The organism is Vagococcus sp. CY52-2, from assembly GCF_022655055.1.
In the GTDB taxonomy this organism is placed as follows: domain Bacteria; phylum Bacillota; class Bacilli; order Lactobacillales; family Vagococcaceae; genus Vagococcus.
On record NZ_CP093384.1, the window covers coordinates 1,320,248 to 1,339,521 of the forward strand.

Sequence of the window (19,274 nt, forward strand, 5' to 3'; positions counted from 1 at the left end):
TAACTATTTATTAAACAAACATTTTTTGTAGGAATGCTTTTTTCATTTCTTGTAATTTTTCTAACTCACACTGATGAAGTGCGATAGTGTCGTCTAGTTGCTTGAAGAAGTTTCCGATTTGGGATTGTTCTTCCATATTTTTGGGAAAGGATACGATTGTTTTTTGTAGGTTTCCTTTACTAATTGAGGATACTTTAGACCCTTGCATCAATCTTAAAAGCTGTCTATGATAAACATCAGAGTTAATATAATATCCTAAAAAGAATTCTGCCTTTTTTTCTTTTGATCTTGCAACAATAGTATGCAATCCTGCAACAAGATTTTCATCAGTAATACCACTAACTTCTACAGCTTTTCCTACAGTTTCATCTTCAGCTGCATCTGCAAAAATTAAGTCACCATTTTTTAGTAAATTGGAGTTATATTTTTCTAATTTACCATCAGTAATATATGGGATTTCATCTATCTTAATATTTAGAATAGTAGAATATTTGATTAATATATCACCATAGTGGACACTTTTAACATCACCCTCATCATAGTTTAACAATGCTCTAGACAGTGAGTTTGTGGATACAGGAAAATTAAAACAATCACTAAACTTACGCTGTTCCCAAGCGTCAGTAAAACCTTTAAAACGAATTTCAGGCACTACTTCATCTTTTTTAGGGAACATTTTTTGTAAAAAGCCTTTTTTCTGTTCTTTCAATAAATCTAACTCACGCTGATGAAGTGCGATAGTATCATCTAGTTGTTTGAAGAAGCTACCGATTTTTGTTTGTTCGTCAATACTTTTAGGATATTGGAATACTCTTTGCTCCATGCCACCTTTAGTAACATGAACCATCGTAGTCCCATTAGTTGTTAGTTTTATTCGTTCTTTATCAGTCAATAACCAAGTATACAAATATAATTTATCAATTTCATTTGAAAGAAATTGTAATTTCCAAATATGATAATGATATATTACTCGTTCTTCATTCCAAATTTCTGGTCCAAAGTTTGTTGCCCACAAATATAGCAAATCTCCTTTATCTGCATATTTATTATTATCCAGTTCTAAATCGGAATAATACCACCTATCATTAGTATTAAAATTTCCAACTCGTAATACTCTATATTTTCCGGTATCAAGAAGTTCTTTTTGTTTATAAGCTCTACCATTCAAAAAATTAATAACTTCTCCTAACTTACGCTGTTCCCAAGCGTCAGTAAAATCTTTAAAACGAATCACTGGTGCAAGATGATTAGTTGTCATGGTTATCACCACCACGTGTCAATATGGATTTAAAGGCATCTAATTCATCTTTTGCATCATCAGTGGTCGCAACTAAATCATCTAAAAACGTTGTAAGTACTTGATGAGCTTCTATAATATCTTTTTGAACAGTGGTCAATTCAGTCGCGACATGTTTTAGTAAGATAGGTTCTTCTTCTTCAAACGTATCAACATAGCGTGGAATATTTAAGTTAAAATCATTTTCTGTAATCTCATCAAACGTGGCAAGCTGTGCGTATTTATCCACGTTTTCACGTGCCAAATAAGTTTGAAGAATTTTATCTATGGCATCATTGGTTAACACGTTTTGATTTTTTCCTTTTTCAAAATCTTTTGATGCATCAATAAAGAAGACATCACGATTTTTACGATTTTTCTTCAATACAATAACAGTCGTTGGAATGCTTGTATTAAAGAAAATGTTTGCCGGTAACCCAATCACTGTGTCTATTGCACCATGTTCTAATAAGATTTTACGGATTTTTCCTTCTGCTGCACCACGAAATAGCACACCATGAGGTAACACAATCGCCATCACGCCTGTGTCTTTCAAATGATAATAACCATGTAATAAAAAGGCAAAATCTGCTTTTGATTTAGGAGCTAGTACACCATAGGGAGCAAATCTTGGATCATCTAAAAAGCCTTTATCTGCTGTCCATTTAGCACTGTACGGTGGATTCATTAGTACGGCATCAAAGTTCGTTGGCTCTTCTGTCGGCCAATCCGCATCCAATGTGTCACTATTATGTAAATGCTGATTTGCCACGTCAACACCATGTAAAATCATATTCATACGAGCTAAATTATAGGTGGAGGTTTTTAATTCCTGTCCAAAATAATTGATCGTACCAGGTTCATTCGAAAATTTTTGAACATTTAATAATAAAGAACCTGATCCCATCGCTGCGTCATACACGCTAAATCCTCGTTTATCCTCTTTACCACTTAAGACAATTTGAGTCATTAAGGTAGAAACAGCTTGTGGTGTATAAAACTCCCCAGCTTTTTTTCCTGAATCAGAAGCAAACTGACCAATTAAATACTCATACGCATCTCCAAGCGCATCTCCTTCGTGGGCAATATCTAATGAATCAAGCTCCACCATCACTTCAGAAATGGTTTTATTTTGTTTTTGTGGTGTAGTTCCCAAACGTTTTGAATACAAGTCAATATCTTCAAACAAGTTAACAAACAACTCACTACTTTGCTCGATATTTCTAAACCCTTGAGCCAAATCTTCTAATTGAAATTGTCCCGTATGGATTTTATCCACTAAAGAAGTAAACGTTAAACCTGGTTCTAAGGCATAGGAATACATGTATTTCAATTCAGAAATCAAATCATCTCTTAACTCATCATCTTTAAATGCTTCTTCGTAAATTGCTTGAGCTTCTTTTAGACTGTGAGCAGGTTGTTCCAACAAATCAGCGGCACTATACAACATTCTATCTGATAAATATTTATAAAAAACCAAGCCTAATAAATAGTCCTTATAATCTGCCGCATCCATTTTAGAACGTAGAATATCCGCACTATTCCATAAAGCTTGGTATAACGTTTTTGATTCTTGCTTACTCATTGTGTGTCTCCTTATAAGTTCATCTTTTTTCCTTATTATAGCATAGAAAAAAGCCAAGAACGATGACCGTCCTTGGCTTAACATTTACTCGCTATTTTTCGTATCCATGTGGGTGACTTTGATGCCATTGCCACGCACTGGAAATAATCGTTTCCACATCAGTGTATTGAGGATTCCACCCTAAAATAGTTTTCGCTTTTTCATTTGAAGCCACTAACATTGACGGGTCTCCTGCACGTCTTGGTGCAATCTCAGAAGGAATAGCTTTTCCAGTTACTTTGATGGCTTCAGTCAGCAATTCTTTTACTGAAAACCCATTGCTACTACCAAGATTAATAATTTGGCTTTCATCATGTGTGGATAAATAGTTTAAGGCTAATATATGCGCGTCAACTAAATCTACGACATGCACATAATCACGAATGCATGTGCCATCTGGTGTTGGATAATCATCACCAAAAATCATTAATTTTTCACGTTGATTTAGTGCCACTTGTAAAATGATTGGGAGTAAATGCGTTTCAGGGGTGTGATCTTCACCGATTGACGCATCAAGCATCGCACCTGCCACATTGAAATAACGCAATGATACATATTTAATACCATATGCCTTATCACACCATTTCATCATTTTTTCCATCATCAATTTACTTTCGCCGTAAGGATTTGTTGGATTCGTTGGCGTGTCTTCCGTAATAGGCGTTACATCAGGTTCACCGTAAGTCGCAGCGGTTGAAGAAAAGACAATTTCTTTCACGTCAAATTCATTCATCACCTCAAGTAAGGTTTGCATGCCGTAAACATTATTATTAAAATATTTTAGTGGGTTTTCAACTGATTCGCCAACAAGTGAACTTGCAGCAAAATGAACGACTTGCGAAATATCTTCTTTCTCAAAAACACCTGTTAAAAAATCTTTATCACGAATATCTCCTTCATAAAACGTGGCACGTTCGTCCACTGCTTCTTTATGTCCAGTCAATAAATTATCCACCACAACCACTTCTTTGCCACTATCCAATAACCGTTTTACTGCATGAGAGCCAATGTAACCTGCTCCACCTAAAACTAACACTTTTGACATTTTCATCCTCCTGCTATTTTTTATAACATATCAAACAAGGACAATTGATTTTCATCTGGTAAGTCTTTTAACACACCATTGTCTGTCATGTATTCGATCAATGTTTTAGATACCTTTCCTCTATTAGATAAATCTTCCTTAGATAAAAAGTCTTGTTCTTCACGAGCGGCCACAATTTGTTTTGCTACGTTTAATCCTAAACTTGGAACAGAACGAAATGGCGCAATCAATGTGTCACCATCAATTACAAAGTTTTCTGCATCTGATTTATACAAATCAATCATTTGGAATTTAAAGCCACGCTCTAACATTTCGTTAGCAATCTCCAACACGGTTAATAAGTTTTTCTCTTTAGTTGAGGCATCCATTCCCTTATCAGTGATTTCTTTCATGCGTGCTTTGACCGCGTCTTTTCCTTTTGACATTGCCACAATATCAAAGTCATTAGCACGAACTGAGAAATACGCTGCATAATAAAAAATGGGATGATGCACTTTAAAGTAAGCCACACGTAGCGCCATCAACACATATGCTGCGGCATGGGCTTTAGGGAACATATACTTGATTTTCAAACACGATTCAATGTACCACTCTGGCACATTATTCGCACGCATCTCTACTTGCCATTCATCTGGTATTCCTTTTCCTTTACGGACACTTTCCATTATCTTAAACGCTAAGCCATCTTCTAACCCAGCATGCATTAGATACACCATGATATCATCACGACACCCAATCACATCAGCCAGTGTGGTCGTTCCTTGGCGAATTAATTCTTCCGCATTACCTAACCAAACGTCTGTACCATGTGAGAGGCCAGATATTTGTAGTAACTCGGCAAAAGTAGTTGGTTTTGTTTGTTCTAACATACCACGAACAAATTTTGTCCCAAACTCAGGAATACCAAGTGTACCTGTTTTAGAATAAATTTGATCAGGCTCTACACCTAAAACTTGTGGTCCAGAGAAAATCTTCATGACTTCTGGATCATCAGCCGGAATGGTTTTTGGATCAATTCCAGATAAATCCTGCAACATACGAATCACTGTTGGATCATCGTGTCCAAGTATATCAAGTTTTAACACATTATCATGAATCGAATGGAAATCAAAGTGAGTCGTACGCCACTCAGAATCTTGGTCATCAGCTGGGTATTGGATTGGGGTAAAGTCATACACATCCATATAATCAGGAATCACAATAATTCCCCCTGGATGCTGTCCAGTGGTTCGTTTCACACCTGTTGATCCTTTTGCTAGACGGTCAATTTCAGCGCCACGAAAACTCAAATCATTGTCTCGTTCGTAGCCTTTTACAAACCCATAAGCCGTTTTATCAGCTACTGTACCGATTGTTCCGGCACGGAAAACATAATCTTCCCCAAACAACACTTTCGTATAATTATGTGCTTCTGGTTGGTATGTCCCTGAGAAGTTCAAATCAATATCGGGTACTTTATCACCGTGGAATCCTAAGAACGTCTCAAATGGAATATCGTGTCCGTCTTTTGACAGTTTAGCCCCACATTTAGGACAGTCTTTTTCTGGTAAGTCAAAACCTGAACCATAACTACCATCTTCAAAAAACTCTGAATACTGACATTCAGGACACAAATAATGTGGTGGAAGTGGATTTACTTCTGTAATACCTGTCATGGTTGCGACAAAACTTGACCCAACTGATCCACGAGACCCAACTAAGTAACCATCTTCTAAACTCTTATGAACCAGCTTTTGAGAGATTAAATAAATAACGGAGAACCCATTCCCGTTTATACTTTTTAGCTCTTTTTCAATTCGTTTCTCAACGATTTCTGGCAACTCCTCACCGTAAAGTCGATGTGCTTCATCATAACTTAATTTCGTAATCTCATCTTCTGACCCTTCAATTTTTGGGGTATATAACTCTTGTTTGACAGGTACAACGTCTTCACACATATCCATAATTTTTCGTGTGTTGTCTACCACAATTTCTTTGGCTTTTTCTTCACCTAAAAAACTAAACGCATCCAACATTTCATTCGTTGTTAAAAAGTGTACGTCCGGTAATTCATAGCGATTTAGAGGATTCGCTCCTCCCATCGAATTAATTAAAATTTTACGATAAATAGCGTCTTCTTTATTTAAATAGTGAACATTTCCTGTTGCCACCACTATCTTACCTAAATCGTCCCCAATCGACACCAGATTAGTCATGATGTCTTCTAAGTCCTCATCATTTTTAACGAGTTCTGCTTCAATCAATGGAGCATAAACTTGTTTTGGCATGACTTCGATATAGTCATAAAATTTTGCACGCTTTTTGGCTTCTTCGACACCTTTTTGCATCATCGCTTCAAAAATTTCACCATTACTACATGCTGAACCCACTAACAATCCTTCTCGAAATTCAGATAACTTCGAGCGTGGAATACGTGGTACACGATAAAAATAATTAACATTTGACATCGAGATTAACTTAAATAAATTTTTCAACCCTACCTGTGTTTGGGCGAGAATCGTTGCATGGAATGGACGTGCTCGCTTATACGCATCTCCCTCACCAATATGTTGATTAAACTCATCATGATAATACACACCAAATTCTTCTTGTGCTTTTTTGACAAATATCCAACACAAATGACCGGTTGCTTCCGAGTCATAAATCGCACGGTGATGTTGCTCCAAGTTGATGTTATATTTTTTGGTCAAACGGTTTAAACGATGTGACTTTAATTCAGGATGAAGTAGTCGTGATAGTTCCAGGGTATCAATGACTGGATTAGGAGCTTCTGGCATATCGTATTTTTCATAACTAGTATTCAAGAATCCCATATCAAAACTAGCATTGTGGGCAACTAAAATACTATCACGGCAGAACTCTTCAAATAGCGTTAAGACTTCTTTTTCAGATTTTGACCCCTTTACCATATCATCTGTAATTCCCGTCAGATGAATGGTTGTTTGAGATAATGGATGACCTGGATCGATAAATTGTTCAAAGGTATCAATAATGTTTCCCTTATGCATTTTCACAGCAGCTAACTCGATAATCGTGTCATAAACCGCTGATAGTCCCGTTGTTTCCACGTCAAAGACAACATAAGTCGCATCTGTTAAACTAATATGTTTTGGATTATACGCAATCGGGACACCATCATCGACGATGTTTGCTTCCACACCAAACAACACTTTTACACCATGTTTTTTCCCAGCAAAATAAGCATCTGGATACGCTTGTGCGCCACTATGGTCGGTAATCGCAATTCCTGGCATCCCCCATTTTCCAGCTTGAGCCACTAAATCTGTGGCACTATTGGTCGCATCCATGGTACTCATATTTGTATGAAGATGAAGCTCAACACGTTTTTCCTCTTCAGGGGCTGTATCTTTTCTTAATTCTTTTTTTACCTCAACTAAGTCTTGACAATTCATCACTAAATCACGCATAAACGTGTCTTCCTGGATACTACCTCGTGCTCTTAACCAACTTCCGGTTTTAATTGCTTCAAATAAAGCGACGTCTTTTTCATTATTAGAAAATTTCTTCACAGCAAATGACGATGAATAATCTGTGATTTTGACAATTAATAACTTTCTGCCTGAACGTAATTCTCTAATTTCTTTATCAAACACAAACCCTTCGATAGTCACACGACGTTCTTCTTCAATGATGTCTTCCATACGTGTGATCACCTCATTACTTGGAATCGTTCTTCCAAGTTGAATTGGGCCTTCATGTTCAAGCGTTTCTTGTTTTTTCTTTTGTTGTTGATTTTTTTCAATGGCTGCAGCTGTTTGTTTCATTAATTCTTCTGCTTGCTCTTGTTGCCGTTGTTCAAACGCCTTTTGAATATCTGACTCTTTTGTGTCATCAATTCGAACAACAAATTTAAACTCAGGAAATCCGTAGCGTTTATATAGCTCACTAAGGCGTCCTAAATGTTTTTGACTTAAATATTTTTCGACCCCTTCATTTTCAACCAATAAAATAACCTGCTGGTCTTCAACAAATGGTGGTGTTTGCAACAATGAATTTTTCACAACATTTGTCATCTCTTCATTGGCCTTTAATACGTGATACCAATAATCTGCTAATAAATCATCATTTAAGTCTTTATTTTGGCTCGATACAACCAATGAAGTACGCGCAATATCATTAAAAGCAGTCTCTAAATGAGTAGATAACAACTGATAATGTGACATTGGTAAAATATGATGAAACCCTAAATTAAACTCCCATAGTCGACTTTTTTTATGTACAGTGACTTTTTTCACTTCACCTGTTTCTAAAAGAGGATAGTTGGATAATTGGTCATCTAAAGCAATTTGTTTTATTAATTGAGCATATAATTCTACTGGTGATAAGCTCATGGTCATCCCTACTTTCCTTTTTACATTATACATGAAAAAGGTTCTTAGTAAATAAGACTAAGAACCTTAAAGGTATTGTTACTTATTCAAGATATTTAACGTTGCATACAACTCATCACGACGAATTTCTAACTCATCTTGTGTTTTCTTGATTTTCACTTCAATAATTTCTTCTTCTGCTTTTTTACCAACAGTGATTCTAAATGGGGCACCAACTAAGTCAGCATCTTTAAATTTCACTCCTGGACGTTCTTTTCTATCATCTAGTAACACATCTAAACCATAGCTTTCTAATTCTTTTTCAATATCTAAAGCCAAGTTCCATTGGTGCTCATCTTTTGGATTAATTGGAATGATATGCACATCAAATGGCGCAATTTCAGCTGGCCAGTTGATGCCGTCCTCGTCAGACATTTGTTCGGTAATAGCTGAAAGTAAACGACTCACACCAATACCATAACACCCCATTTGAACGGGAATAGCTTTTCCATTCTCATCTAACACTTCTGCTTTCATTTTTTCAGAATAAAATGTTCCAAGTTTAAAGATATGTCCTAATTCAATACCTCGTGTAAATTGTAATTTTCCACGACCATCAGGAGAAATTTCGCCTTCTTTGACTAATCGTAAATCTAAATATTCTTTTGGTTCAAAGTCACGGCCTGGATTCACATTTTTGATATGATACCCTGTTTTATTTGCCCCAACTACTGTATTAGATAAATCTTGTACATATAAATCAGCTAGTAATTCAACCGTATCAGGTAATCCTACAGGACCTAAAGAACCAAATTCTACTCCTAAGACTTCTTTTACCTCATCATCTGTTGCTGGTTCTAAATTAACAGCGTTTAAATAATTTTTTAATTTTACGTCATTTAATTCATGATCACCACGAAGTAAAATCATCACAGGGTTTCCATCAGCCATATAAAACAAAGATTTCACTGTTTTATCTTCTGAAATAGATAGAAAGTCAGATAATTCTGAAATTGTTCCAACATCTGGGGTTTCAATTTTTTCCATTTCAAGTGGTGTTTCATGAGATTTTTTAGAGGCATAAAAACTAGTCGCCATCTCTAAATTAGCTGCATAATCACTTTCATTTGAATAAACAATCGTATCTTCACCAATCTCAGCAATGGCCATAAATTCTTTTGAATCATTACTTCCCATTGCACCGCCATCACCAATAATAATACGGTAGTTTAAGCCACAACGGTCAAATATTTTTTTATAGGCTTCTTCAAAGTCATTAAAGCCTTCATCTAAACTCTCTGTTGAGGCATGGAAAGAATACGCATCTTTCATAATAAATTCGCGTCCACGTAGTAGACCAAAACGTGGACGTTTTTCCCCACGGTATTTTGATTGAATTTGGTATAGATAAAGTGGTAATTTTTTATAAGAATTCACATCTTTACGAATTAAATCTGTAAATGTTTCTTCATGTGTTGGTCCTAAAAGATACTCTTTATCACCATCTGCAGTAAACGTCATCAAGGCATCGCCATATGTTGCATAACGACCACTTTCTCGCCATAAATCAGCTGGTATAACGGCTGGTAAAAGCATCTCATTAGCATTAATTTTAGCAAATTCTTCTCGCATGATGTTTTCAATTTTTTGAATCACTTTATAAGCAAGTGGTAAATAAATATAATAACCACTTGACACCTGTCTAATGTATCCACCACGAAGTAACACTTTATGACTCATTGCCTCGGCTTCACTTGGTACCTCACGCAAAGTTGGCATAAAAAATTTTGATTGTTTCATTATTATTAAACTCCCCTAATCATATTATTGAATAAAAAATCGTTGAATATCATTCCAAGTAACAGCAACCATTAATACAACTAGAATCACCACTCCAGCCATAGTAATCATCACTTCTTTTTCTTGACTTAATGGTTTACCGCGAACACCTTCATATAAATTCAGCATTAACTTTCCACCATCAAGACCTGGTAATGGAATTAGGTTCATAATTCCTAAATTGACTGATAACATCGCGGTAAAGGATAAGATAGCGATGATGCCACTTTTTGACACAGATTCAGATAGTTTAAAAATCATGACAGGACCACCTAATTTATTAATACTAAATCCAGTAATCAAATCACCCAATGCTTTAAAAATAGTTAATGAATTAGCAATCATTTGTGTCACTCCATATTGGATCTTACCAAAAAATGATAATGGCATGAACTTATTGCTCATCTGAATCCCAATCATTCCAACACTAGGATTTTGTTCACTTTTTTCTGGTACGACTTCAACCGTTCTTTTTTCATTTTTATCATTTTCTAAAACTAAAGACACTTTTTTTCCAGCATTAGAAGAAATTTCTGCTGAAATATCCGTAAATTTTGGTGTGTCATTACTATTTACTTGAATAATTTTATCACCCGGTTTAATGCCTGCTTTATCCGCTACACTATTTTGGATAACTCCACCAATCGCATTTGATGGATCTTCAACATATTTTCCACCTTGCATAAAAGCTACAAGGATAAACAGAACTGCAGCTAAGATGAAATTATTCATGGGTCCTGCAAAATTTGTCATCATTCGACGACCTAAAGAAGCTGATTGAAATTGAACATCACGTGGTGCAATTTGTGTTTCAATACCATCTTCTTCAATAATCGTTGCGTCATGAGATACTGGAAAAATCTTTTCTTCAGATTCATCCCCATTTTCATATCCTTTAATAAATAATTTATCTTCTAAATCATATGCAATCAATTCAATTGGTATACTATTAGGTAATTGTACTTTTTTTGTTGGGTTGATTTTCGTTACAATACCATTTTCATCTATAACAAGTGACAAGTGCATTCCAGGAGATAGTTCTCCCTCCTCTTCACCTTCACCCGCCATTCGAACATACCCACCAATTGGTAGTAAACGGATAGTATACGTTGTTCCGTTATGACGATGATAAAATAATTTTGGTCCCATGCCAATTGAAAACTCACGAACCAATATGCCGCCACGTTTAGCAAAAATAAAATGACCAAACTCGTGAACTAGAACAATCAAACCAAACACAAAAATAAATGTTAAAAATGTTTTCATCAGAACATCCCTTCTACTTATTGTATCAATCTATTTAAAACAATCCGACTAAATGCATCAATGGAAAGACAAATAATAAGCTATCAAACCGATCTAATATGCCACCATGTCCTGGTAAAATATTTCCAGAGTCTTTCACACCATAGTAACGTTTATAAGCTGATTCAACCAAATCACCCAATTGTCCGACAACTGAAAAAATGATAGCTAGTAATAACATCACAAACACATTATAAGTTAATGGCCATATTAAAGTAAAAACAAGTGACACAACCACTGCACATAACATACCACCAAGAGAGCCTTCAACGGTTTTATTTGGGGAAATATCTGGTGCTAATTTTCTTTTACCATATTTTCTACCAATCATGTAAGCCCCAATATCTGTAGACCAAACAATAAATAATGCATACATCAAGACATGTAATCCCGTTTCTCTAGCAGAAATAAAGTTTTGAAAACCAGTCCCCACATATAAACTCACTAATACTGGAAAACCAATAGTATCAAAAGTTAACGCATTTTTAAGAAAAACAGGTAGAACTAATAATGCCATCACGACTAAATAAAACAAGGTGTTACCATTCACTGTTTTAGGTAAAAAATCATACCACGTTGAGCGTGGTAAAATCAACACAACGGAACCAACTATTGCTAAAATCCCCTCTGGTGTTTTAATGTCTAACCCTTTCATCCTAAATAACTCATAAACCGCAATCCCACCTAACATAGCCATCACGACTTGCAGTGGCATTTGTCCAATAACTATTAGTGGAATAAATAAAATTAATGCAACAACTGCTGTAATCACTCTTTGTCTCATTTACTTGCCTCTCCTTCTATTTTCAATCCCCCAAAACGACGTTGACGTTTTTGGTAAGACCCAATGGCCTCTTCTAAGTGGACCAAACTAAACTCTGGCCAATAGGTCTCTGTAAAATATAATTCACTATAAGCAATTTGCCATAATAAAAAATTACTGATTCTCTCTTCCCCACTTGTTCGAATCAATAAATCTGGGTCTTGTAACTCGTTTCCCAAACTTGCTGTCATTAAATAATTAGAAAACATATCCTCATCAACTTCTTCTGTGAAGTTTCCTTGTTTTACTTCATTTAACAAGTCGTTTACTGCTGTTAAGATTTCTGCCCGACTACCATAGTTTAACGCAAAGTTTAATATCATGCCTGTGTTATTTTTTGTTTCCTTAATAGCATTTTCTACTGCTTTTTGCGTGTGTTTTGGTAAATGTTCTGTAAAGCCCATCACATTGACCTTGACATTTTCTTTAATCAACTCTGGTACAAAGACATCAAAGAAATCAACTGGTAATTTCATTAAAAAATCGACTTCATTTGATGGACGCTTCCAATTTTCCGTCGAGAAAGCGTATAATGTTAATACTTTAACTCCTAATTTGCTTGCATAAGTCGTTATTTTTTTAACATTATTCATCCCTTCCTTATGTCCAGCAATACGTGGAAGACGTCTTTTTTGCGCCCACCGTCCATTACCGTCCATTATAATTGCTATATGCTTGGGAATATCTCCATCTTTGGAAAAGTTTATCGTTTTTTCTTCTCCTAATTTTTTCTTCGTTTGCTTTGTAAATATATTAAACATAAAAAAGCCCCCTCAAAAGACTTGAGCATAAACATGCACTCACCTTATTGTAGCAAATGGGACTAGAAAAACCTATAAAAAAAAGGATAATCCTACTTTTTTTAAAAGAAATTATAAAAAAACAAGCCACGAATCTCTTCGTGGCTTTATTTTATTCGTTAAACATCTAAAATTTCTTTTTCTTTTTCACTAACAATGGCTTCAATATTTTTTGCACTAGCATCAGTCAATGATTGAACATCTTTTTCAAATCCACGTAACTCATCTTCAGAAATTTCTTTGTTTTTTTCTAATTTTTTCAATTCATCAATCGCATCACGACGGATATTACGAATAGCAATCTTAGCATTTTCACCTTGTTTGCCCACTTCTTTCGCAATATCTTTACGACGTTCTTCTGTTAATTGAGGGATAACCAAACGAATAACTGTTCCATCATTAGTTGGTGAAATACCAATATCACTTGCTAGAATAGCTTTTTCAATGTTTTCCATTGCAGATTTATCGAAAGGCGTAATCATTAATACACGCGCTTCTGGAATGGTAATAGAAGACAACTGATTTAGTGGTGTTGGTACTCCGTAGTAGTCTACTGTAATACGTTCTAACAAACTAGCGTTAGCACGACCTGCTCTAATTTGCCCTAATTCACGACGTAAACTTTCCTCAGATTTTTTCATCTTTTCTTTTGCATCATTTAAAATAGTTTGACTCATAATTTATTTCCCCCTTACAGTTGTTCCGATTTGTTCACCTAAACAAACTCGTTTAATATTTCCTGGTTCATTCATATTGAAAACTACTAAAGGTATATCATTATCCATACTTAAACTACTTGCTGTTGAATCCATTACTGATAAGCCTTTTGAAATAACTTCCATATGAGTTAATTCTTCAAATTTTGTGGCATTCATATCTAACTTAGGATCTGCAGAGTATACTCCATCCACGTTATTTTTAGCCATTAAAATAACATCTGCACCAATTTCAACTGCTCTAAGTGCTGCTGTAGTATCTGTAGTGAAATATGGATTACCGGTTCCACCAGCAAAAATAACAACACGGCGTTTTTCTAAATGACGAATAGCACGACGTCTGATATACGGCTCAGCAATTTGTCTCATTTCAATTGATGTTTGGACGCGGGTTGGTACACCCAAGTTTTCAAGTGTATCTTGTAGTGCTAGTCCATTCATTACAGTAGCAAGCATTCCCATGTAATCTGCTTGAGAACGTTCCATTCCCATTTCAGCACCAATATTACCGCGCCAAATATTTCCACCACCAACAACTATAGCCACTTCTATTCCAAGATCGTGAATTTCTTTAATTTCTTTCACTAAGCCATTGACAACACTTGGATTAATGCCAAATCCTTTTTCTCCAGCTAATGCTTCGCCACTAACTTTTAATAATACTCTACGATATGTGGGTTCTACCATTTTTATGCCTCCGCTTTTATCCTTTAGTCTTACTATACAAACCACTTTATACAGTAATTTTTTCAAAAAAAAGGAGCGCATATATCATAACAACAATAAATGCGTTCCCGATGATTAACTATTTACCCATTTGACTTGCAACTTCATCAGCAAAGTTTTCTTCACGTTTTTCCATACCTTCTCCAACTTCAAAACGTACGAATTCTTTCACTGTTCCACCTTTAGATGCAACAAATTTTTCAACAGTCATATCTGGATCTTTAACGAATGGTTGGTCTACTAAACAAATTTCAGCTAAGAATTTATTCATACGACCAATAACCATTTTTTCAACGATTTTTTCTGGTTTACCTTCATTTAAAGCTTGCTCTGTTAATACTTTTTTCTCATGATCTAGTTCATCTTGAGATACTTGGTCTTGAGATACGTAACGAGGATTAATAGCTGCAACATGCATTGCAACATCTTTCGCTACGACTTCATCTGTTGTTCCATTAATAACTGTTAATACGGCAATACGTCCACCCATGTGTAAGTATCCACCAAATGCAGCGTTATCGTCTTTTTCTAAGATTTCAAAACGACGGAAGCTGATTTTTTCTCCAATAACTTGAGTTGCTTCAATCACGTCAGACTCAATTGTACCTGTTTCTGTTTTAATTTTTAAAGCTTCTTCCATGTTAGCTGGTTTGTTTTCAGCAACTAATTTAGCAATATTTTTTACTAAGTCTTGGAATTTTTCGTTTTTAGCAACGAAATCTGTTTCAGAGTTAACTTCAACGATAGCAGCTGTATTTCCATTAACGTATACATTTGCTAAACCTTCAGCAGCGATACGATCATTTTTCTTACCAGCTTTTGCCATTCCTTTTTCTCTTAACAAATCGATTGCTTCTTCCATTTTACCTTCAACTTCAACTAACGCACGTTTAGCGTCCATCATACCGACACCAGTACGTTCGCGTAATTCTTTTACCATAGAAGCACTAATTTTACCCATTTATTGTTTCCTCCCAAGTGTTTGTGTATTATTTTAATGAAAAAGCCATCTAAGACAATTGACAAAACCATTGGCTACTTTGTTCACCTTTGCCAGCAGCCCTAGACAGCTTTAATTTATTTATTATTCAGCGTTACTTCCTTCAACCACTTCAACGATTTCTTCGATTGATGGAGCTTCCTCAGAAACAACTTCTTCTGTAAAGACTTCTTCTACAATTTCATCTTCGCCTTGGCGACCTTCGATGAATGCATCAGCCATTTTTCCAGAAATTAATTTAACCGCACGAATTGCATCATCGTTTGATGGGATAACAACATCGATCTCATCTGGATCACAGTTAGTATCAACCATAGCAACGATTGGAATATTTAATTTATGAGCTTCTTGAACGGCAATACGTTCTTTACGTGGGTCAACGATAAACATAACATCAGGAATTCTTGGCATATCAGCGATACCACCTAAGAATTTTTCTAATCTTTCACGTTCTTTCATTAAACCAGCAACTTCTTTTTTAGGTAAGACTTCAAAAACACCGTCTTCTTCCATAGTTGTGATTTGTTTCAAACGTGCAATACGTTTTTGGATTGTATCCCAGTTAGTCAATGTTCCACCTAACCAACGATGGTTAACGTAGAATTGACCTGAACGAATTGCTTCGTCTTTAATCGCTTCTTGAGCTTGTTTTTTAGTTCCTACAAATAAAGCAATTCCGCCTTCTTCAGCGATGTTTCTCATATAGTTATAAGCATCATCTACTAAGCGAACTGTTTTTTGTAAATCAATGATATAAATACCATTTCTTTCTGTGAAGATATATTTCTTCATTTTTGGGTTCCAGCGACGAGTTTGGTGCCCAAAATGTACACCAGCTTCAAGTAACTGTTTCATGCTAATTACTGCCATTTTTTGTTTCCTCCAATGTGGTTTTTATTTTCCCTCTTAACAGCCTCACTTTTCTTGTGGACTTAAAGTATTTAAGCACCTCACAAAAAATCAGCTGAAAATGTGGATTTGATCCTACCTTACAGTAGCACCTTTGTTAGTATATAACAGCCATATAAGAAAATCAAACATTTTTCACTAATTTTTTATATCAGAGACTTTTTATTTTTCTTTTTTACTATACTCTACTTTTCTTGTATACTTAAATTACTATTATATAGGAGGCAATTTACTACATGACAACTTTTTACTGCATGAGACATGGGAAAACTGAATTTAATCAAGCAGGTATTTTTCAAGGGGGGCTGGTTGATTCACCACTGCTTGATGAAGGGATTGAAACAGCCAAAAAAGCTGGAAACTATTTGCAAGATGTGTCTTTTGATCGTGTGATTATCTCTCCTCAAAAACGTGCACAAGATACCGCGAGAGCCTTTTTATCTACTCACTCCTCTAATCCAATAAAAGAAACGGTTGAAGATATACGGGAAATGAAATTTGGTACTTGGGATGGTACCCTTGAAAAAAGCTATGAAGGTCAGACTCAATTTGAGCATTTAAAATATCGCCCTCATCTTTATGATCCAAGTGAATTTGGTGGAGAAGATTTTGAGACACTATTAAATCGAACAAAATCTGTTTTTAAAGAATATGCTACTAAATATCCCAATGACACTATTTTAGTTGTTTCTCATGGATTAACACTTCAAACATTACTTAAGCATTTTCAAGGGTTACCCATTAGTGACATTAGAAACGGTGAACTTTTAGGAAATACAAGTATTTCTATTATTGAAGCAAAAAATGCTGAAGAATTTTCCGTGACACGCTATAATGATTTAACTCATACTCTTTAATCTTTTTATCTACTCAGCTCCTTTATTTCATGTTAAAATGAAAAAGTTCGATTAAATTAAGGAGTGTTATAAAAATGAAGCAATTTAGCAACACACTTTTAAAGTATGCAAAGAAAATAGAGTGGCATTCATTTTTAATGGGTGGATTGATGATGATTTTTGGATTTATTATGGTTTTCCATCTTGATTCACAAATCAAACAGTTTAGTATTATCATGGGACTTGTCGCTATTTTAAAAGGTTTTTTAAACTTCAATTATTATTCGACAAACATTCGATTGGAGCCAAAAGAAACATGGCATATTATTTATCTCATCTCAGGAATTGTCAGTGTCATTGTTGGTCTTTCTATTATCTTTAATTTTTCAGCAACAAATAATGCACTTTGTGTCATTTGTGGTCTTTGGTTTATTTGGGATTATATCCCACAAATTATTTTGAGTGAATTGGAATTTATCAATGAATCACAACTTCTTATCACTTTCAGGATCATACAAGGGATCTCCGTCTTATGCGGTGTTATATTAATATTCCAATCGTTTATTCCATTCATTAATCCTTTAATGTTTGCCATCGTCTATTATTTTCTCTCTGGGGGAATTCTTCTTTGGGAAAATTATCAAATTATAAAAAAAAGAAGCTAATCTTTTATTTTGAAAAGACAGCTTCTTTTTTTTGTCTATTTTTCAATATTATCAAAATAATGGCAAAACAGCCTAATAAGGCATATTTACTCATATCTAATACTGATATAGCATTTGTATCAATTTGTTTAAAAGTATAGCTTCGAAGAATATTATCTAACGATACATTATGTGCATACTTTGTTACGATAAATAACGTTGACATCATAAGTAATTGATGTAAAATGCTCCCAATATTTCCTAAGCGATATTTGGCAATTAACCGAAAATCTCTTGGCAAAACTGGATAATGATAAACCGCTTGATTTAATTGCTGATTATAAATAGAGGTAATCACACTTAAAGTAAACACTCCTACATAAAATAATTCGTGCGTTATCAATAATAAAAAGCCGAACATCAAGCCATAAAAAATAATTTTCTCTTTATTCTGTATTTTTTTTGCCATCATTGGAGAGATAATAATGGAAGTTAAATACAAACTATATATTATCATTAATGAAGATTTTCCATGATTAATCATTTGATACAATGTGCAAAACACTAAAATAAAATTAGTCAACATACCTTTATATAACATCATAGCACTTTCTAGCGGTCTAAATTGACGTTGACGCGTAATTTTTTTATAGTAAATAAAGTAAATAACCAACAGTATAGCCATTATAATCATCAGTGTTAATAAAAAATGACTCACACCTAATTTTTTATCCCCTTTTATGATAAACACACTAAAAAATCCAACAAAAAATAAAACAAGTGTTTCAATAGTTGAATAATTTGGATAAGGAATCGTTTCATCTATTGTATAGGTTGGATAAGTTGATAAAACACTAGCTAACAACAATAAATTTAATCCTAAAAATAAAAAGGTTCCTACTATTGATGCATCAATCAACTTAAACAATATAGTTGAAAAAATAATGGCAAAACCTAATGAATATAATTGGTTGCTTTCTTTATTATTAAAATCATTCAGTGTTCTCTCATGAAACATAACTGTCATATAGCTTGGAAACATTAAACCTGAACAAATACCCAATAACCCTCCAGCAATCCAACCAAACGCAATCGATTGATTCAGCAATAACCCAAACCCACAACCTAAAATACCTAGTCCAATTGCTACAAATAATAAGCGTCGCATAGGCAATGTTTTTAAACGAATTAAAAACAAAATAGTTGATTTAAAGCAATAAAAGAATAGTAAGGGTAATAAATAACGAAATTCATGATTATTTTGTAAAAAAATATGGACCAAAATAAATATTGGAAATAAGTTCATTCCGTTAACCAATACAAAAGGAATAAACTGTAATGATTCAAACTTCTTTTTCACGGTCTCCACCACAGCACCTCTCTTTCCCTACTTAGTTTAC

15 protein-coding genes are annotated in these 19,274 nt (G+C 34.7%); 2 read left to right on the top strand and 13 right to left on the bottom strand.

All coding sequences use genetic code 11. From position 1 onward, the window contains the following. Positions 1-10 precede the first annotated feature (10 nt). The 12 genes from MN187_RS06540 to rpsB all read right to left on the bottom strand — a co-directional run bounded on the left by MN187_RS06540 (position 11) and on the right by rpsB (position 16,355). Positions 11-1,258 carry a restriction endonuclease subunit S gene (locus MN187_RS06540; protein ID WP_242093647.1) on the bottom strand — a complete coding sequence of 416 codons (1,248 nt, stop codon included), beginning with the start codon at positions 1,256-1,258 and terminating at the stop codon, positions 11-13. Continuing rightward, positions 1,248-2,861 (bottom strand): type I restriction-modification system subunit M, encoded by a 1,614-nt coding sequence (locus MN187_RS06545; protein ID WP_242093649.1) that lies wholly within the window; start codon positions 2,859-2,861, stop codon positions 1,248-1,250. Before MN187_RS06545 ends, MN187_RS06540 begins: the two co-directional genes overlap by 11 nt. Positions 2,862-2,952: 91 nt before the next feature. Beyond that, positions 2,953-3,945 (bottom strand): UDP-glucose 4-epimerase GalE, encoded by a 993-nt coding sequence (gene galE / locus MN187_RS06550; protein ID WP_242093651.1) that lies wholly within the window; start codon positions 3,943-3,945, stop codon positions 2,953-2,955. Positions 3,946-3,965: 20 nt separating this feature from the next. After that, positions 3,966-8,297 (bottom strand): PolC-type DNA polymerase III, encoded by a 4,332-nt coding sequence (locus tag MN187_RS06555; RefSeq protein ID WP_242093653.1) that lies wholly within the window; start codon positions 8,295-8,297, stop codon positions 3,966-3,968. 78 nt (positions 8,298-8,375) lie between these two features. Beyond that, the gene (locus MN187_RS06560; protein WP_117973035.1) at positions 8,376-10,076 is read right to left on the bottom strand and encodes a proline--tRNA ligase; all 1,701 of its coding nucleotides are present in this window, start codon (positions 10,074-10,076) and stop codon (positions 8,376-8,378) included. 24 nt (positions 10,077-10,100) lie between these two features. Then, entirely contained in the window at positions 10,101-11,381 is a 1,281-nt protein-coding gene (gene rseP, locus MN187_RS06565; RefSeq protein WP_117973036.1) for an RIP metalloprotease RseP, read from the bottom strand. Positions 11,382-11,415: 34 nt separating this feature from the next. Further along, positions 11,416-12,204, bottom strand: a complete 789-nt coding sequence (locus MN187_RS06570) for a phosphatidate cytidylyltransferase (RefSeq protein ID WP_242093655.1) — start codon at positions 12,202-12,204, stop codon at positions 11,416-11,418. Next, positions 12,201-13,004, bottom strand: coding sequence for an undecaprenyl pyrophosphate synthase (uppS, locus tag MN187_RS06575; protein ID WP_242093657.1), 804 nt, complete (start codon positions 13,002-13,004; stop codon positions 12,201-12,203). Before uppS ends, MN187_RS06570 begins: the two co-directional genes overlap by 4 nt. 158 nt (positions 13,005-13,162) lie before the next feature. Further along, positions 13,163-13,720, bottom strand: a complete 558-nt coding sequence (frr, locus tag MN187_RS06580; RefSeq protein WP_117973039.1) for a ribosome recycling factor — start codon at positions 13,718-13,720, stop codon at positions 13,163-13,165. 3 nt (positions 13,721-13,723) lie between these two features. After that, a complete protein-coding gene (gene pyrH / locus MN187_RS06585; RefSeq protein ID WP_117973040.1) occupies positions 13,724-14,446 on the bottom strand; it encodes a UMP kinase in 723 nt (240 codons plus the stop codon). 118 nt (positions 14,447-14,564) lie between these two features. Continuing rightward, positions 14,565-15,446, bottom strand: a complete 882-nt coding sequence (gene tsf / locus MN187_RS06590; protein ID WP_117973041.1) for a translation elongation factor Ts — start codon at positions 15,444-15,446, stop codon at positions 14,565-14,567. Positions 15,447-15,569: 123 nt separating this feature from the next. Continuing rightward, on the bottom strand, positions 15,570-16,355 hold the full coding sequence (rpsB, locus tag MN187_RS06595) for a 30S ribosomal protein S2 (RefSeq protein WP_117973042.1): 786 nt from the start codon (positions 16,353-16,355) through the stop codon (positions 15,570-15,572). Between the two features lie 275 nt (positions 16,356-16,630). Here rpsB and MN187_RS06600 point away from each other — a divergent pair, with 275 nt between their 5' ends. Further along, positions 16,631-17,251 (top strand): histidine phosphatase family protein, encoded by a 621-nt coding sequence (locus MN187_RS06600; RefSeq protein ID WP_117973043.1) that lies wholly within the window; start codon positions 16,631-16,633, stop codon positions 17,249-17,251. 74 nt (positions 17,252-17,325) lie between these two features. Continuing rightward, positions 17,326-17,895: a DUF308 domain-containing protein gene (locus MN187_RS06605; RefSeq protein ID WP_117973044.1), complete on the top strand. Its 570-nt coding sequence runs from the start codon at positions 17,326-17,328 to the stop codon at positions 17,893-17,895. 4 nt (positions 17,896-17,899) lie between these two features. Here the strand turns inward: MN187_RS06605 and MN187_RS06610 are convergent, their stop codons facing one another. Continuing rightward, positions 17,900-19,234 carry a hypothetical protein gene (locus tag MN187_RS06610; RefSeq protein ID WP_147340778.1) on the bottom strand — a complete coding sequence of 445 codons (1,335 nt, stop codon included), beginning with the start codon at positions 19,232-19,234 and terminating at the stop codon, positions 17,900-17,902. Between the last annotated feature and the right edge of the window lie 40 nt (positions 19,235-19,274).

Bases quoted from the DNA above. Each gene is read 5' to 3' on its own strand.
- MN187_RS06540 (WP_242093647.1), bottom strand. From the start codon at position 1,258: ATGACAACTAATCATCTTGCACCAGTGATTCGTTTTAAAGATTTTACT.
- MN187_RS06545 (WP_242093649.1), bottom strand. From the start codon at position 2,861: ATGAGTAAGCAAGAATCAAAAACGTTATACCAAGCTTTATGGAATAGT.
- galE (WP_242093651.1), bottom strand. From the start codon at position 3,945: ATGTCAAAAGTGTTAGTTTTAGGTGGAGCAGGTTACATTGGCTCTCAT.
- MN187_RS06555 (WP_242093653.1), bottom strand. From the start codon at position 8,297: ATGAGCTTATCACCAGTAGAATTATATGCTCAATTAATAAAACAAATT.
- MN187_RS06560 (WP_117973035.1), bottom strand. From the start codon at position 10,076: ATGAAACAATCAAAATTTTTTATGCCAACTTTGCGTGAGGTACCAAGT.
- rseP (WP_117973036.1), bottom strand. From the start codon at position 11,381: ATGAAAACATTTTTAACATTTATTTTTGTGTTTGGTTTGATTGTTCTA.
- MN187_RS06570 (WP_242093655.1), bottom strand. From the start codon at position 12,204: ATGAGACAAAGAGTGATTACAGCAGTTGTTGCATTAATTTTATTTATT.
- uppS (WP_242093657.1), bottom strand. From the start codon at position 13,004: ATGTTTAATATATTTACAAAGCAAACGAAGAAAAAATTAGGAGAAGAA.
- frr (WP_117973039.1), bottom strand. From the start codon at position 13,720: ATGAGTCAAACTATTTTAAATGATGCAAAAGAAAAGATGAAAAAATCT.
- pyrH (WP_117973040.1), bottom strand. From the start codon at position 14,446: ATGGTAGAACCCACATATCGTAGAGTATTATTAAAAGTTAGTGGCGAA.
- tsf (WP_117973041.1), bottom strand. From the start codon at position 15,446: ATGGGTAAAATTAGTGCTTCTATGGTAAAAGAATTACGCGAACGTACT.
- rpsB (WP_117973042.1), bottom strand. From the start codon at position 16,355: ATGGCAGTAATTAGCATGAAACAGTTACTTGAAGCTGGTGTACATTTT.
- MN187_RS06600 (WP_117973043.1), top strand. From the start codon at position 16,631: ATGACAACTTTTTACTGCATGAGACATGGGAAAACTGAATTTAATCAA.
- MN187_RS06605 (WP_117973044.1), top strand. From the start codon at position 17,326: ATGAAGCAATTTAGCAACACACTTTTAAAGTATGCAAAGAAAATAGAG.